At 62.2% G+C, this 14,291-nt stretch carries 29 protein-coding genes and 1 tRNA gene; 9 read left to right on the plus strand and 21 right to left on the minus strand.

All coding sequences use genetic code 11. The features are described 5' to 3' along the window. Nucleotides 1-24: 24 nt before the first annotated feature. The 13 genes from RBH19_RS05305 to RBH19_RS05365 all read right to left on the minus strand — a co-directional run bounded on the left by RBH19_RS05305 (nt 25) and on the right by RBH19_RS05365 (nt 5,459). Entirely contained in the window at nt 25-267 is a 243-nt protein-coding gene (locus tag RBH19_RS05305) for a helix-turn-helix domain-containing protein (RefSeq protein WP_306727765.1), read from the minus strand. Further along, the gene (locus tag RBH19_RS05310; protein WP_306727766.1) at nt 264-449 is read right to left on the minus strand and encodes a hypothetical protein; all 186 of its coding nucleotides are present in this window, start codon (nt 447-449) and stop codon (nt 264-266) included. Before RBH19_RS05310 ends, RBH19_RS05305 begins: the two co-directional genes overlap by 4 nt. After that, complete coding sequence (locus RBH19_RS05315) at nt 449-841, minus strand: hypothetical protein (RefSeq protein ID WP_306727767.1); 393 nt, start codon at nt 839-841, stop codon at nt 449-451. The genes RBH19_RS05310 and RBH19_RS05315 overlap by 1 nt, the downstream gene beginning before the upstream one ends. After that, complete coding sequence (locus RBH19_RS05320; protein WP_306727768.1) at nt 841-1,824, minus strand: tyrosine-type recombinase/integrase; 984 nt, start codon at nt 1,822-1,824, stop codon at nt 841-843. Before RBH19_RS05320 ends, RBH19_RS05315 begins: the two co-directional genes overlap by 1 nt. Then, nucleotides 1,817-2,161, minus strand: coding sequence for a hypothetical protein (locus tag RBH19_RS05325; RefSeq protein ID WP_306727769.1), 345 nt, complete (start codon nt 2,159-2,161; stop codon nt 1,817-1,819). The genes RBH19_RS05320 and RBH19_RS05325 overlap by 8 nt, the downstream gene beginning before the upstream one ends. 305 nt (nt 2,162-2,466) lie before the next feature. After that, complete coding sequence (locus RBH19_RS05330) at nt 2,467-2,730, minus strand: hypothetical protein (protein WP_306727770.1); 264 nt, start codon at nt 2,728-2,730, stop codon at nt 2,467-2,469. Next, entirely contained in the window at nt 2,727-3,320 is a 594-nt protein-coding gene (locus tag RBH19_RS05335; protein ID WP_306727771.1) for a DUF8585 domain-containing protein, read from the minus strand. Before RBH19_RS05335 ends, RBH19_RS05330 begins: the two co-directional genes overlap by 4 nt. Continuing rightward, nucleotides 3,313-3,744: a DUF3310 domain-containing protein gene (locus tag RBH19_RS05340; protein ID WP_306727772.1), complete on the minus strand. Its 432-nt coding sequence runs from the start codon at nt 3,742-3,744 to the stop codon at nt 3,313-3,315. Before RBH19_RS05340 ends, RBH19_RS05335 begins: the two co-directional genes overlap by 8 nt. Further along, complete coding sequence (locus RBH19_RS05345) at nt 3,741-4,076, minus strand: hypothetical protein (RefSeq protein ID WP_306727773.1); 336 nt, start codon at nt 4,074-4,076, stop codon at nt 3,741-3,743. Before RBH19_RS05345 ends, RBH19_RS05340 begins: the two co-directional genes overlap by 4 nt. Continuing rightward, entirely contained in the window at nt 4,076-4,261 is a 186-nt protein-coding gene (locus RBH19_RS05350) for a hypothetical protein (protein ID WP_306727774.1), read from the minus strand. Before RBH19_RS05350 ends, RBH19_RS05345 begins: the two co-directional genes overlap by 1 nt. A gap of 146 nt (nt 4,262-4,407) precedes the next feature. Beyond that, a tRNA-Met gene (locus RBH19_RS05355) sits at nt 4,408-4,483 on the minus strand. A 16-nt stretch (nt 4,484-4,499) separates the two neighbouring features. Next, a complete protein-coding gene (locus RBH19_RS05360; RefSeq protein ID WP_306727775.1) occupies nt 4,500-5,243 on the minus strand; it encodes a recombinase family protein in 744 nt (247 codons plus the stop codon). 15 nt (nt 5,244-5,258) lie between these two features. After that, nucleotides 5,259-5,459 (minus strand): helix-turn-helix domain-containing protein, encoded by a 201-nt coding sequence (locus RBH19_RS05365; RefSeq protein ID WP_306727776.1) that lies wholly within the window; start codon nt 5,457-5,459, stop codon nt 5,259-5,261. A gap of 114 nt (nt 5,460-5,573) precedes the next feature. Here RBH19_RS05365 and RBH19_RS05370 point away from each other — a divergent pair, with 114 nt between their 5' ends. From RBH19_RS05370 to RBH19_RS05410, 9 genes are all read left to right on the plus strand, one after another. Then, nucleotides 5,574-5,909, plus strand: a complete 336-nt coding sequence (locus tag RBH19_RS05370; protein WP_306727777.1) for a helix-turn-helix domain-containing protein — start codon at nt 5,574-5,576, stop codon at nt 5,907-5,909. A 27-nt stretch (nt 5,910-5,936) separates the two neighbouring features. Continuing rightward, complete coding sequence (locus tag RBH19_RS05375) at nt 5,937-6,266, plus strand: hypothetical protein (protein ID WP_306727778.1); 330 nt, start codon at nt 5,937-5,939, stop codon at nt 6,264-6,266. 80 nt (nt 6,267-6,346) lie between these two features. Continuing rightward, nucleotides 6,347-7,321 (plus strand): hypothetical protein, encoded by a 975-nt coding sequence (locus RBH19_RS05380; protein WP_306727779.1) that lies wholly within the window; start codon nt 6,347-6,349, stop codon nt 7,319-7,321. Nucleotides 7,322-7,418: 97 nt separating this feature from the next. Then, entirely contained in the window at nt 7,419-8,174 is a 756-nt protein-coding gene (locus RBH19_RS05385) for a hypothetical protein (protein WP_306727780.1), read from the plus strand. A gap of 183 nt (nt 8,175-8,357) precedes the next feature. Beyond that, nucleotides 8,358-8,612, plus strand: a complete 255-nt coding sequence (locus RBH19_RS05390) for a hypothetical protein (RefSeq protein ID WP_306727781.1) — start codon at nt 8,358-8,360, stop codon at nt 8,610-8,612. Nucleotides 8,613-8,666: 54 nt separating this feature from the next. Beyond that, nucleotides 8,667-8,855 carry a hypothetical protein gene (locus tag RBH19_RS05395; RefSeq protein ID WP_306727782.1) on the plus strand — a complete coding sequence of 63 codons (189 nt, stop codon included), beginning with the start codon at nt 8,667-8,669 and terminating at the stop codon, nt 8,853-8,855. Next, complete coding sequence (locus RBH19_RS05400) at nt 8,852-9,136, plus strand: hypothetical protein (RefSeq protein WP_306727783.1); 285 nt, start codon at nt 8,852-8,854, stop codon at nt 9,134-9,136. Before RBH19_RS05395 ends, RBH19_RS05400 begins: the two co-directional genes overlap by 4 nt. Nucleotides 9,137-9,457: 321 nt before the next feature. Then, entirely contained in the window at nt 9,458-9,622 is a 165-nt protein-coding gene (locus RBH19_RS05405; protein WP_306727784.1) for a hypothetical protein, read from the plus strand. After that, nucleotides 9,603-10,187 (plus strand): hypothetical protein, encoded by a 585-nt coding sequence (locus RBH19_RS05410; RefSeq protein ID WP_306727785.1) that lies wholly within the window; start codon nt 9,603-9,605, stop codon nt 10,185-10,187. The genes RBH19_RS05405 and RBH19_RS05410 overlap by 20 nt, the downstream gene beginning before the upstream one ends. On the opposite strand, the gene lysC is transcribed toward RBH19_RS05410, so the two are convergent. From lysC to RBH19_RS05450, 8 genes are read right to left on the minus strand one after another with little or no spacing between them, the layout of a single operon-like run. Next, on the minus strand, nt 10,163-10,450 hold the full coding sequence (gene lysC, locus RBH19_RS05415; RefSeq protein ID WP_306727786.1) for an Rz1-like lysis system protein LysC: 288 nt from the start codon (nt 10,448-10,450) through the stop codon (nt 10,163-10,165). The two genes, RBH19_RS05410 and lysC, sit on opposite strands and share 25 nt — an antisense overlap. Next, entirely contained in the window at nt 10,356-10,778 is a 423-nt protein-coding gene (locus RBH19_RS05420) for a hypothetical protein (RefSeq protein WP_306727787.1), read from the minus strand. The genes lysC and RBH19_RS05420 overlap by 95 nt, the downstream gene beginning before the upstream one ends. After that, entirely contained in the window at nt 10,775-11,020 is a 246-nt protein-coding gene (locus RBH19_RS05425) for a hypothetical protein (RefSeq protein ID WP_306727788.1), read from the minus strand. Before RBH19_RS05425 ends, RBH19_RS05420 begins: the two co-directional genes overlap by 4 nt. Beyond that, nucleotides 11,017-11,583, minus strand: a complete 567-nt coding sequence (locus RBH19_RS05430; RefSeq protein ID WP_306727789.1) for an N-acetylmuramoyl-L-alanine amidase — start codon at nt 11,581-11,583, stop codon at nt 11,017-11,019. Before RBH19_RS05430 ends, RBH19_RS05425 begins: the two co-directional genes overlap by 4 nt. After that, complete coding sequence (locus RBH19_RS05435; RefSeq protein ID WP_306727790.1) at nt 11,570-13,186, minus strand: hypothetical protein; 1,617 nt, start codon at nt 13,184-13,186, stop codon at nt 11,570-11,572. Before RBH19_RS05435 ends, RBH19_RS05430 begins: the two co-directional genes overlap by 14 nt. Nucleotides 13,187-13,190: 4 nt before the next feature. Further along, complete coding sequence (locus RBH19_RS05440) at nt 13,191-13,466, minus strand: hypothetical protein (protein ID WP_306727791.1); 276 nt, start codon at nt 13,464-13,466, stop codon at nt 13,191-13,193. Further along, nucleotides 13,459-13,899 (minus strand): hypothetical protein, encoded by a 441-nt coding sequence (locus RBH19_RS05445; protein WP_306727792.1) that lies wholly within the window; start codon nt 13,897-13,899, stop codon nt 13,459-13,461. The genes RBH19_RS05440 and RBH19_RS05445 overlap by 8 nt, the downstream gene beginning before the upstream one ends. Beyond that, nucleotides 13,896-14,291, minus strand: a complete 396-nt coding sequence (locus RBH19_RS05450) for a hypothetical protein (RefSeq protein ID WP_306727793.1) — start codon at nt 14,289-14,291, stop codon at nt 13,896-13,898. Before RBH19_RS05450 ends, RBH19_RS05445 begins: the two co-directional genes overlap by 4 nt.

Genomic DNA, 14,291 nt, shown 5'->3' on the forward strand with positions numbered 1-14,291 from the left:
AATCTCCTTGCGAGCGTTTCGCTGTTATGCGGCCTGGCTGTTTCTCTGGCTCTCGCTGAGTCGGCCGAGGTAGTGGTATTCGGCCACCTGGGTCTTGCCGTAGCGGGTCTTGACCTTCTTGCGTTTGCTGACGATGTCATAGCCCGCCTGCTTGAGATCGAACACCCGCGTGGCCGGCATGCCGATGCCGAGCGTGTCGCGGATCTGTTTGGTGGTCATGGGCCCGCGCTTGAGGGCCTTGAGCAGGACTTCGCATTGCTGTTTCATGCCGGCCTCCCTTGCTGGAGCTGGGTGCGGAAGCGAACCTGGTTGTAGCCCCGGCAATAGCCGCGGGGCTTATCGGCCAGGGCCGGATCGCCGAGGGGCTCGTGGAGCCGGCGGCGGATCTCGGCCGGGGTGAGTTGGCCGGGGCGTTGGCGTGGGGTGAAGAGGTCGGGTTGGTTTGCCATCAAGCCACCCTCCGGCCTAAGAAATCGCCAAGCTTTATCTCGCGTCCATAAATCTCACAGAATGGTGCCCACCCAAGCTCCACCAGCAAGCCGGGCAAGTCACGCCCAGTCCATTCGGAGAACGCGCCGAGATCAGAGAGGATGTCCTTCTGATAGTCATGACCCGTGAAATAATCCCGCGCCGACCCAAGCATTCCTGGCTCAAATTCAATGGCGCCGTGACCCTCACAAATGCTGCAGGTGCTTTCCTTTTCCCCGCCACAGCAATGACATACCTCTTCGACTTTTCCGAATCCGTCACAGGAACCGCACCTCAGCACCTCGCGGTTGGCGCATGCAACCTGAAAGCGTTTTTCAGCCCACTCATCGAATGAGAAAAGTCGTGGCCGCATCACCCGGCCCTCCTCTGCTCAACCCCCACCGGGCACTCGCGCTGTACGCGTTCACGCAGGCGCTGGCGGCTGACGCTGCCGTAGGTGCGGATGGTGGTGGCGGGGTCGGTGTGGCCGGCGACATCGGCGGCGGCGCGGGCGTCGAGTTTGTCGTAGAGATCGCCCAGGCGGCGGTGGCGCAGCATGTGGGGATGCAGGCCGTGGAGGCCGTGGGTTTCGCCCAGGGCCTTGACGCGGTTGTAGATGGTCTGGCGCCGGATGCGCTTGCCGGTGCGGTTGATGAACAGGGCCTCGGTGGGCACGGCCGAGCGCGTGTAGTGGCGGCGCACAGCCAGCCAGTCGTTCACGGCTTCCAGGGTGGCCTCGCCGCAGAGGCCCTGCTCCAGGCGCCCGCCTTTGGCGCGGTACCAGATGAGGCCGTCCGGCTGTACCTGGCAGCGGCGGGTCGCGTCGGGGCGGTAGAGGTCGAGCGAGACCACGCCCTGGCAGCGCAGGGCGGCGTCGTAGAGCAGCATCAGCATGGCGCGGTCGCGCAGGCCCATGGGTGTGCGGGTGTCGATGGCGTCGATCAGCCGCTCGATCTCCCGGGCGGGCGGCGCGATCACCGGCTCGTGGTGGTAGCGTGGCGGGTCCACCTGGTGCATTGGGTTGGCGTGGGGCTCGAGCAGGCCCTGGGCGCACACATATTTATAGAGGCCACGGACGGTCTCGAGCTTGCGGGCGGCGGTGCGCAGGGTCATGCCCTCACCGGTCACCAGGGCGTCGAGCCAGTCTTCGATGTGGCGACTGCCGACGGCGGTGGCCGTAAGCAGGCCGCGCTGCTGGCACCAGCCGACGAACTGGCCCAGGTCGCAGCTGTAGGCGCGCAGGGTCTCCTCGGCCCGGCCCCGGCGCTGGAGGCGCTGCAGGTAACGGCGGCAGAGCAGGGTCAATTCGCCGGGTTGGGCCACGGGGCGAGCGTGGAACGGGATCATCTTATCCATTGGCTGCCTCCGCGAGTTGAGCGGCGGCCAGATGGCCGAGCACATCATCCAGCGCCACGCGCAAGCGGTAAGCGCGGGCCGGGCCTATAACCAGCCAGACGCCACGAGACCCGAGCGGGATGTGCACATCGGGGCCGGGGCTGTCATGGGCGCTCGTGACCTGGCGCAGGTACAGCACCACCTCCTCGGCTTCTTCGCTCGAGATCTGGACCACGGTGTGGTCGCCCAGCGTGATGCCGATCTTCGGCTGGCTGGAGGCGCCGGCGGGCGGGAACATCATGACCAGGCCTTCGTCGGTACGCCGGCCGATCTGGCGTGTGTAGCAGCGGGTAATCATGCGGCGTCACCTCCTGTCGGGCCGGGGGCCGGCACAGGCCGGGGCTGATCTTCCAGGGGCAGCCGTCCGAGACGGCCGCCCGGGTAGGCGATGAAACCGCCGTGTTCGCAATAACGACCCACGAAGAACTCCAGCGGCCGCCGCGGAAACCACCGCCGCCAGGCTCTGAGCTCCACGTCGTTGGGTGCTCGTATCACTCTCAAGTTGCTGGCTGTCTGGGGCATGGCTATACTCTCCGTTGTCACTTCGCATCTCGTTGTGATCTCAGCCCGGTTTCTGGTGGCCGCCAGAGCCGGGCTTTTTGTTCAGGCCGCTTCGGCGCGGCGGCGCTCACCCAGCAGCTCGTCGGAACTGCTGATAGGCCAATCGATAGCGCGACCAGGCGTGGCGGTGTCCTTAAGCAGATCCGTCATGCGGATATAACGCCCGTCACACCACATTTCCCATACGCAGCCATTCAGTCTCGGCGCGTGGGCCAGATCATCCAGGCTGGCCACCATGCCGAGCTGGAGGCGGACCGCGCATACCAGCCGGGCGGAATCCGCCGTCATTACCGTCTGCCCTCTCATGACGCCCTCCTCCGTGCGCGGGCCCGCTCGGCACAGATCACGCGCTCAGGCGCCACCCGTTTCGTGCGGGCGCGGAGTGTGGTGGCCGCCGCGATCAGCCCGTCGATTTCATCCAGCGCTTCCTCAGCCAGGGCCTCGTCCTTGCCTATGATCTTGCCGCCGTCCAGGAGCGGTGCCAGGGCCTCGATGGCCTTGCCCGTCCGCTTGACGAAATCCGCCAGGCTCACGGCCGTGCCTTCGCAGCCATGCAAGGGGATGGGCGCGGCCAACAGGCCGTAGCGGCGGCAGAGATCCTGCAGCAGCGCGTCCTGCCGGTCCTCCGGCATTGCGCAGACGATGGCCTCCTCCAGATCCGCCAGCAGCTCGCCGCTCTCCTCCATGCGCCGGAGAATCTGCGCATCCAGGCGGGCAGCGTCGTAAGGGTCCTTGCCGCGCTCGTCCACATGGAAATGCACCCGGCGCTGGGGCTCGGGCACGGTGCTGTTGTGCAGCCGGGCCACGCTCGTGGCGAAGCTCGGCCAGCTCGTGCTGGTTTCGCGGATGTAGGCGTGGACATGCCGCCAGAGTGTGTTGGCGCGGGATTCAATCATGACGAGCCCCCTTGGCGGCAAGGTCTGGGGCCGAATGCAAGCGGACCGGAAGGAAGCAACTCACCGTGACGCCCACCGGCAGGTCGCCGCTGAACTGTTTGCCATTCCAAAACGCTGGAGCCAAGCCGCCATTAGTGAGGCCGCATATGTAGATCCCAGGCGCGAGCGGGTGGGCGTCTTTAAACCTCTTAAAGTCCGCCGTCCGATCCGAATCGGGGCAGCCACCCTCATGGCGGATCAGCCGTTCCAGGTAATCCAGCGCCTTCTGCAGATCCTTCACGCCATCCTTCAGCGCAAAGCGCGAGACATACTTGATAACATTGCCGGCCAGAAAGCCCCGCATTTCCTTCTGGTTGAATCGGCTCTCCATATACTCGAGCGGCTGAATGCCGTGGGCGTAGTGCGGTTGTTGGCGAATGCTCACGCGGCCTCCTTTTCGTTATCGGTTACCGTCGGTGTCCAGCCGCCGGTGGTTTTCTTGATCTCTTCCCAGGTGGTGGTCGGTTGCTTGCCGGAACGGATCTTCTTGAGGGCGCGGTCCAATGCCGCGGACCGGTTTTGGCGATCGGAGAAGTGAACAATCACCCAAATCCCCGGTTTGAAATCAGGGCTCATTTGTGAATGGGGGCACACACACTCAACGGTCCCCTCCAGGCCCACTGCATGCTTATGCATTGGGTTCTCGGGATCGTCGGGCAAAAACATCACCACGTCCCCCGGATACAGCGGCTTGCCATCACAGTCCCGCCCCAACATCACGCCGCCTTCTTGTCAGCTGTCATCAGCGGCGCGTTCTCCATGCCGCGCTGGATGTTCTTGAGACGCCGAGCGCATTCTTTTGGGCCCTGGTGTGGCTTCTTCCTGTTCTGGCGAGCGATGTCGCGGTGGACACGGGCCATGACGGGGTTCTGGTTGCGAGTCTTACCCTGGCGGCGCTTCATTGGCGCGGCTTTCTCGCCTCTCGAATAAACGCCCAAGGCAGCGCTGCCGGTCGCTGCCATTGGGCGGGCGCACTCATTGCCGCCCTGCCCTGTTGCCAGGGAGGGGGACTCACAGGGCAGAGCCCGGCAGGCGGCCTCGGGGGAATTGGTAGCGGGGGTGGGACTTGAACCCACAACCTGCGGCTTATGAGACCGCCGAGCTTCCAGTTGCTCTACCCCGCATTTGAAATCGGTGTGCTTACGCATCGGCCACCTCCCCGGAAACTTCCGTTTCGTGATCCTCGGGGAGAGGCGGAATAGACTCGTAGTCATGGTGATTCATGACCACAGCGCGAAGCGTCGAAATGCTCCAGCGGTTCTTGCCCGCCGGCGAGGGGATGTTGTGGGCGCGAAGATGGTCCGACAGGGCGCGATAGCTCATGGTCTGCTTCCAGCCCACGATCTGCTCACGCAGCGCCCAGGCCGCCGGGTCGCGATAGACGCGGCCATCCACTTCCACACAGCCATAAGGCACTGGGCCCCACACCCTGCCCTGCTCACGCAAGGCGTCGCTGGTTTCCTTGGCCCGCTCGGAGATCGTCAGCCGCTCGTTCTCGGCCACCGCCACCAGCATGAAGAAGGAAAGCCACCCGGCGCGGGTGGAAATGTCGATACCCTCGGAGACGGACTTGATCGCCCTACCCTGCTCCCGGAACCAGGTGCCAGTGGTGATGGCATCCACACCCAGGCGGAACAGACGATCAAGGCGCTGGACGATGACGCCGTCGGCATCAAAGGTCTCCATATCTTCAATCAGACGACCGCCGCCCAGGCGCGAATCAAGCGGCTTACTCGCGCTGACGCCCTCATCCGAAACCCAATGCACTATCTCGTCACCCTGAGCACCGGCGAACGCCTCAATCTGACGGCGCTGCGTCATGAGCGAATGCCCATCCCTCGCCTGCTCGTCGGTGCTCACACGGATGTAGCCGATCAATCGCATGGTCAGCGCTCCCTTTTAAGCGGCGGCTTTCGGGCCGTAGAGGTCTTCGTAGGAGACTTCCTTGTTCGTCTCCGCCACGATGTGCTGGGCTGTTTCAGCCTTGGGATGAATCAAACCCTTTTCCAGCTGGTACACCGCGCCGTGCGTCAGACCGAGGCGTTCAGCCAACTCCCGCTGGCTCAGCCCCATCTTTTCGCGCCATTCCCTTAGTTTCATGCCGTGAACGCCTCATATCAGAACCACTATGCAAGAAAGGCTAGTATTCCTATTCCCGGAAGTCAAGGGGAATTGTTATTTCGCCGGAATCACAGTCCCACTATCCTTGCGGAGATGAGCATAGGGCGCCGCATAAAGGAGGCGCGGGATCGGGCGGGGCTGACGCAGGACACGGTCGCGAAGGCCTTGAAAGTGACGAAAGGTGCGGTTTTCCAATGGGAAAAGGATCTGGCCACCCCCAAGTCAGCGCGGCTCGCAGAGCTGGCCCGCTTTCTCGACGTCGAATACGAATGGCTAGCCACCGGACGGGGGCTGGAGGCGCGGAGCTACGTCAAGGATGAAGCCGGCAGTTATTCGGGCCTTGGCGATGAGGAGCGGCGGCTCCTGCTGGCGTTTCGAGGGCTCCCCGCGGCCAAACAGAGAGCGCTGCTGGAGCTGATTGAATCCTAGAATATTTCACCCAGATCGGGAGTGGCTATGGATAAGAAACTTCCCATCCTCGTTGTTTGTGCTGTGCTGGCGGGCTGCGGGGGAAGCCCGGAGGAAAAGATCGCCAGTCATCTGAACGAAACCTCGGCCGTACTCGAGTTCGGCTGGGAAGTCTCCGATGTTCGCTTCGCTCGGGATCAGTATTACGCCCACATCAGCCTGCCAGGGCAATACGACCTCGCCGGGCAACTACCCCGAGAAACCGAAAATGCCGTGCAAGGCCTGTGTCCAGCAGGTGAGCAGGACGCTGCTAGCGGCGACTTCTGGCGCGGTGAAGACCGCTTCGACGCGTTCCGATTGATCGCCTCGAACACCTGATTCAGTGACGCAACTTAGGTCGCGCTGGGACACCAGCGGGAGCAATTGCCGAGACACCCAGCCTGGATAAAGGAATCTGAATGAACCCCGAACTACTGAAGATTGAATCAGAGGAAGATGCCTGGAGGGCATTTGAGCAGGCGCTAAAGTGGCCGGACTCCCCCGTCGAGGCACGAGACGTTCATCTGGATCTGAGCGGGTGGCCGTCTATCCAGTTGAGGGTGAAAGGTGATCGTTATCGGTCTACAATCACCACAAGCCTGATGAAGCCCATCCTTGATCTTCAGGGCGCTGTTTACGCAAGCTATGCCAAAGCCGCCTACGGTAAAGGTGATGGCAGAAACCTCCGAAAAGAAGAACGCCAAAAGCTTGAGATTGTCGTACATGTAGAGGAAGGGTCCTCGCTGCTCAATATTGAGCTGGGCGATGGGCTTAAGGAAATCTGGGAAGACATGAGGACCAAGATGGACGGCAAGCAGGTCACAATAGTGGTGCTAGGATTGGCGCTAGTGATCGGCGGCGTCACAGCGTACAAGAGTTACCTCAGCCATCAGGCGGATCTCAAAGAGCTCGATCATCGGCTGGAAATGTCTAAGCAGGAAACCGAGCGGATGAGAATCCTGCACGAGGCCATGCAGGGGAATGAGATCGAGCGAGACCTCCAGTCAAGCGTAAACCAGTTCCGCTCGCAGCTTTTGCGAGCGGTTGAGGATGCGGATGAAGTTCTCATTGGAGAGGAGATCCGCCTTACCGGCCACCAGGCGCGGCGAATCGCGGGCGAGCCCAGAACCGCGGGCATCGATGACAGGATTGATGGCGAGTTCCGGGTTCATCTCGTCGACAGCAGCACCGAAGACTCCTCCCTGAAGCTGCGGGTTAAAAAGACCGACGACGGCCAGGAGTTTACTGCAACCACCGACATTTCCCAGGTGGCGATGGCCGGCATCGAGCAGCTCCAGGCGGCGGTTTTCGAGAAGAAGCCCATCAAGCTGGCGGTGAATTTCCGCCGAGTTCGAGACGAGATCACCCGGGCCAAGATCATTTCTGTTGGCTGAACCTGAAACCCCAGTCTCATGCAAAACGAACCCCGATGGCTATACTGGTAGCCGTCGGGGTTTTTTTATGCCAGGGAGCAACAAAGGAGAAGGATCGATGAAAGCGAATATGCGAAATGCGATGATCATTACCGTGCTGGCCATGATGGCGATGAGCGTGGTGGCTTGTTTTTCGTCGAGTTCGGCGGATGGTGGGTCGGACTGGGATGAGGCGAGGATTGTGGCGCTGGAGGATCAGGTGGCGGATCTCGAGGATCGGGTGACGTCGCTTGAACAGGGTATTCATCCGGGGCCGTTGACGCGCGTCCGGGTGGGCGGTGCTGGGTCTGGCGGTGCGGCTGCCGGGCTGGTGAGTGCGGCTGGGGCTGCGGGTGAGCCGGTCGATGTTGGCCAGGCGGTGCATCACTTGCCACAGCAGGAGTTTCGCCGGTCCAGCTCGTATGAGGTGGTGAGCAACGAGGGCTACCTATTTGAGTTGCCGGCCCGAGCAGAGGCCGTGGAGATTTCTATCGGGCGTGTCGGGCAGATTGAGTACGATGCGCCGGACTGCCAGGGGTCGCCATATATCCGTGAGATCGGCACGGCGGGCGCGGCCCAGGGTTACGTATTCCGGCAGCGGACGGATGCGGATCCGTTCGGTGAGGACCCGGAAAATTACTGGATGGTGCCGGCGGGCAGCGGCTGGAGTAACTTCCAGGCTTATAGCTACTGGGACAATAACAGCAACGATTGCACCAATCGGGCCGAGCCTTGGTCGGTGCAAGGCGTACCGATTCAGCTGAATGACCCAGACGTGACAGGCGTCCCGTCCGGCCGGATGATGGGCCCGACAATCATGGGCCTGGGCGACTGAGCTGACTGGCGTGGAGAGCCAGCCCTGCCCTACGCCGTGGGGCGGGGCTTTTTATTTCCCGACGAACGGTGCAGCCATCCCCTTGCAATGTCCCATATATGGGACTATAATGGATTCAACAGTTCAGGAAACGGCGGCACACCGCCACCCGCGCCTCGGGGAGTCAGGGGCAGGAGAATGACCATGAGCAACATCGAGCCCACCATCGAGCAAATCATGGAAGCCATTGGCGATCAGGCCAGCGAAAGCCGCGACGGCGAAAGTGTAATCGTCGGCTATGGCCCGATCGGCTATCTCCGGATCCACCCCGACAGCATTATTCGGGACGGAGAAGAACTGCCGGCTGTGCGCATCGACGGCAAGCTGAGCCGTGCCAATGGCTCCACGCAGTCCGAGCTCCGCGAACAGCTGCGCACGGCTGGGCTGGAAATTCGCTAATCACTGATACGCCCCGGCTCCGGTCGGGGCTGCTCTATGAAGGAGATGTGTACCATGAGCAATCACCCCAATCGTGGCACCAACACCTACGACATCCGCGTCCCGGGCTGCACAGCATGGACTACGATGCGCGGCACGATACACGCCGCACGCCAGGAGGCGCAAAAGGCCAAACAAGTGACGGGCAAGCGGCATAATATCTACCGCCACCTGCCGGATGATGAGCGGGAGCGTGTGGAGTGAGCAAACCCCGCAACTTAATCCAGAGCTACATCGACTGCATCGGCGATGCCAAATCAGCGACGGTGGCGCTCAACGAGGCGTTGGGCACCCACCACGCCGTGCAGCGACTCTATGAGTGGCGGGCAGGCAAGCGGCCGGTGCCGCAGGCGGTCAGGGATTGGATGCTGCGCTGCTGCCTGGAGGGTGTGATCCGCCACTACGGTGGCAAGCCGCCGGCGAATGAGCAGATGGATCGGTGCGCTGATGCACTGTGCTGCGCGGCGGATCAGTCCGAGTCCTGAATGGCTGACTTACGGAGGAAGGGATGAGCATGTTCGACTGGGTGCGCTACTCCTGCGACTGCCCATCTTGCGGGGCAGACATCCGCAACTTCCAGAGCCATGATGGGCCCTGCCATGGCGAGTTTCTTTCGCCTGACGATGTGAGCGAATTTGACGGGTTCTGCGATTGTGGGGCGTGGCTACAGTTCCGGCGGCAACCGGACCGCAGCTATCACATGCGCTGGACCCGGAGCGGCCCGGCGAATTGGTCTGAGTTGATTCCCGCTCAAGACCCACCCTCCCCCTGAACCGCCCGGATCGCTGTGAAGAAAGGAGGAAGGGATGAGCGACGTAAAGCCAAGCGACCACCCTGTGGATGTCATGGAGCGCCACGCTGGTGAACTCGGGTACGAGTTGGACCCGGATATTATGAGCCAGCTGCGCGCCTACTGTGACGAGCCTGTGGATGCTGAAGGCGGAGGAAGGGATGAGCCAATTTCGTTTTGACATAGATGATCAGGTCGTTACTCTGACCGGTGATTGGGCATGGCAGGGGATGCTGCCGCCCTCCCCTGCCGTCATCATTGACAGGGAGCTTCGTGCGGATGGCCCCTGGTATTCCGTCCAGATTGTTGACGGAATCGAGCTTCGCACCTTTTGGATGCGGGAAGATCTGCTGCGCGATGCAGGCAAGAAGCAAAAGGATGAAGGGATGCGACGCGACGACGGATATTATCAACTCGAACCGAAGGACCGCGTGAAGACCATACTGGACTTCATTGAATCCGCCAGAACCGAATCGGGGCCGGTGCCAAGAATCGCTCTATGGGAGGCGCTCGCAACACTATTCGGGGAGCTGCAAGAACGCAATCTTGTATCTGATGACAAGACGATACTGTTCAAATTGGGCAGGAATCACATCATCGGGTGCATGAAAGAGATATGCCACCCGGATCAGACCGTAGTTGAGAGTCGGGTCGACTCGGCTCTAAGTACCCTTCACGAGATGGTGAAACACGAAGTGATTGACGCCCCCGGCGCCCTAGCCTACTTCGAAACCCCCTCCCCCTGAACCTCCCGGATTTCCGTGATCTGCCCGTCGCATTGACTGAGTGCGGCCAGGGCCAGCACGGCGCATTGCTCCAGGTCGGCGTTGGTGAGTACGGCCAAGCAGGCCGGGGGCGTGGGGCATTCGGCCAGGGCCTCGTCGGGCAGGTCGCGGTAGGTCTCTACCGGGATCTCAACTGTCCGGGTCTCCGTTACGACCTCCGGCCCGGCGCAGGCGGTCAGCGACAGTGTCAGGCAGAGGGCGATCAGCCCAGTCTCGATACGCATCGTCGGTCTCCCGGTCTCGGTCCATCTCGTCTTGCAGGGTCTGTACGCGTTCAGCGGTGGCTTGCCGTTGCTGCTGCAGCTCCAAGTCCATGGCATCCGCCCTCGCCTGTTCGGCTAGCCTGCGGCTTCTGAGTCCGCTGACGGCTTGTTCGAGTTCGTCGATGGTCAGCTGGTTGCTTTCGTTGGCGGCCACGGCTTGGGCCAGCTCGCTTTCCAGGCGGCCTGATTCCTCTCTCGCGTTGCCGAGGGCGTGGAGCGTCCATGCCAGGGCGCTGGCCAGCATGAGCAGGGCGGTGCCGGTGGCGATGAGTGCTTTCTTCTGGATCATCGGGGCGGTCCTCCTTTCCAGATCGACAGGCCGGACTCCACGGCGCAGTTGGCGACATAGGCCAGGACGACCAGCAGTAGGCAGCCGAGCCAGAAGCGGATGAGGGCTTGGGCTTCGGCCAGGGTGTCAGTCGGTAGCGCCCACAGCAGGACAGGGGCGGCGATCAGCAGTACGGAGAGGCTCAGCCAAGCCATGCGGCGGCGCTGTCGCCAGAGGCGGGAGGGGTCGGGGTGGTCGCTCATGCGGCCTCCTGACGCACCAGATGGCGGAAGTGCTGCCAGTCGAATTGGCGGCCCGGGTCCTGCCGGCGGCCCTGGGGTATGGCCACCTCGTCATGGCCGGCCGTGGCCCAGGGTCCGAGCCCATGGTGAGATGTGAGCCAGGCCAGGGCCTCATACTGCGCAGGCTCGTAGTCGTCATCGCGCCCACCGGCAAGGGCGACACCCAGGGTCCAGCCGTTGCAATTCACGCGGCCGCGCCATTCGGATTTTCCAGCGTGGTAGGCCTGGCGATTCGGCGGCACGAGCTGGTAGATGTCGCCGGCGCGGCTGATAAGGTAGTGGTAGCTACCCCAGAGGCGGCCGCCGTCCATCGGCTTCCAGATCGGGCCTTTCTCCGGCCCGGGCCGGTTCAGCTCAACGAGGAAGTTCCAGATGTCGTCCACGCCGTAGCTGTCGGCAACGCTCTCGGCATTCAGCTCGGGCGCATCGGGATTGACGCTGATCCAGTGGACGATCAGGCCCTCGGGATTCAGTGGCGCATCCCGGTAGCAGAAGGCTGGCAGGTGGCGTTCAATGATCCGCATCGGTCTTCCCTTCCAGCTTCGTAATCCGCGCTTCCAGCTTCTCGATGTGCACGGCATAGACCTCGCAGGTTTCGAGCAGCGCCTGCATGGTGTTGCCGATGGAGGGCCGCTTGCCGTCTTCGCAGCGGTCCTCGCAGCGCTCCATGGCGGGTAGCTTGCGGGTCTGCTTGCACTTCTCGGCGAAGGTGGCGGGATCTAGTTCGTCGAGTTCAAACCGGCGGGCAGGTTCGTGGCGCTGCTTCTGCTTTTCGATCCGCACCTTGCGGCGCTTGACCGGCTTCTTTTCGACCTTCTTGCCTAGGCGGGTGCCGACCTGTTTTCCGGCCTCGTCATAGACCGGGTAATCGGTCATCACCGGCCGCTCGACTCGAACGCTCCTGCGGACATAGCCCTGCTTTTCTTCGTCCCAATCGTGGCGCACCTCAGTCGAGGTCTCAGTCACCTCGATTTCTTCCTCCGCCTCTTCTTCTCCCTCGTCGATCTCGACCTCTTTCTCGCCGATCAAAGCGTCGTAGTGGTCGTAGTCGATCTGGCCATCCAGCTCAGCGTCGAATACATAGTCGGTCACTACGCGGTTGCCTTTTTCGTAGAGTTCGTCGGCGTTCGCGCTCCCTCCTATATCAAAGTTATAAACTGCATCGGGCCGTGCGTTAGACTCGGGCTTATTCCACACCCCAAAAATTTCGCCACCGCCCCGCCTCCACGCAAGCACCTGCCGCTCATCAGCCGTACTCAACACCTCAAACCAGTGTGAACCGTCAGGTGTTGATTTTAGCTTAAATGCGTAATCCCACGCATTACTTTGCCTGTTCCCTATTGTGATTGCCGCCGAGTCCTGATTAGACGCAAAGCTTACTGGCTCAAGTCTCCATCCACCCGATACGCCAATCACTTCGTTTCGATCCACCTGCGGAATCGTCCCCCCGTGCGCGGTGAGGCTTTCGCCGCCCAGAGCGTCGCCGCTGGCGGTGCCGATGTCACGCTGTACCAGATCCGTATTCACATCGCCGGGGCTGAGATATTCGAAGATCTCCGTGGCGCTGCCGCTGTCATTGCGCCAGAGCTTGAGGCGGCCATCGTCCGGGGCGATGAAATAGTCGCCATCATCGGTGGCGGACAGGCCGGCACTGGTGGAGTCGTACACATTGCCGGCGGCTTGGGCTGACTTGGCCCATTGCTCGGCATCGGCTGCGTCACTGGATGCACTGGCGGCAGAATCACCGGCCTCACTGGCCGCCGCCTGCGCATCGGCCACGGCCTGCTGGGCGGCGGTGGGCGTGACGTGGACCTTATCGTCCAGCTCAATGTCGTGGAAATCGGCGCTGGACTCGTCCGGCACCTGGATGCGAGTCTCCCACTGCTTTCTCAGGTCCATGTCGTAGACGGTCACGCGATAATAACTGGAGCGATCGCCCCGCTCATTGGGCCAGAGGTCAGTGCTTAGGTTGCCGCTGCCGTCCGCTTCCTCATAGACGGGCTTGGGCGCGACGAACGACTCATCGCGATCATCCCGCGACAGCGAGAATCGCACCCGGGCGTTCGGCAAGGGCTCACCATTCTGTGCGTAGACCGTCATTGAGACGGTGCATTTATTGAGGCTCATGCTGTTACTCCTGGTCTGTCTTCAGCGCCGTGACCTCGGCGCGCAGGGTTTCGTTTTCCATTTCAAGCCGACCGTTATCCAGGCGCAGCTCGGTGTTCTGTTGCTGCAGCCGGTCGCACCGGTCCTGGCACTGAGCCAGTGCCTTGCTGAGGCCCTTGATCCGCTCCAGCAGGTCGCGGCGAAAGGTACCCTCGCCACGCGACCATTGCGCCACCAGGGTGACGACAACACTGCCGGCTGCGATAAGCACATAAGTGATCGGCTCGGCATGCTCAAGCATCGCCTCCCCCGTCGTGGTAGTGCAGCTGCCACACGGCCCAGGCGTTGCCCACAGCCAGTGTGAGGTAGGCCCAGCCATCCACAGCGGGTGGCTGAATGAAGACAATCAGGCCGCCGAACAGGCCCCACAAAAGAGCGGCGCCAGCGGCAGCCCATTGACGCATGACGCGGTCATCAGCGAGCAGCGCTGCGCCCTGAGCGACACTGACGGCCAGTAGTAGCCACGCCCAGGTTGTCGCCCCCCAGAAGCCCAGCGCACCGGCGTATTGCTTGGCCATCGCCAGGATCGTTGGATCGCGCAGCACGGGCACAGCCAATGCGGCCGCCGCCACGGTGCTGATTACCTCCGTGCCTTCGGGCCGGAGGATGGCAAGGCTCATCAGCCGGGCGGCCAGCACCTCGCGCCAGACGATGAGGCGGGCACGGAAGCTCATTCCGCGTCCTCCTCTTCGACCTCACCACCTTCGACCGGAAGGTGGGCAAAGAGGCCGTCATACACTACGCAGTTAGCTCGACAGCGGGCGATGGCCTCCGTTGTGAGGTCGGTGATTTCCTCGGAGACGGCAATGGTCTCGTCGGCGATCTTGTCTTTCATGATCCCCTTGGTGCGAGTGACCAGGGCCTTGCGGTGGCCTTCGTCGTCGAGTATCGGCTCGCCGTTCTCGTCGCAGCACCAGGCCTGGATCTTGATGCTGACCATGATCGCGGCCTTGTCCGGGTCGTCGCCGACGCGCACCGTGCGGGTGCGGACGTAGTGTTGATCACCTACCTGCCAGACGTGCTCGCCGTCGGGCAGGTCCAGATTGCTTACCGGCTCAATATCCAT

The sequence above is a fragment of the Natronospira bacteriovora genome (assembly GCF_030848495.1).
Classification (GTDB): Bacteria; Pseudomonadota; Gammaproteobacteria; order Natronospirales; family Natronospiraceae; genus Natronospira; species Natronospira bacteriovora.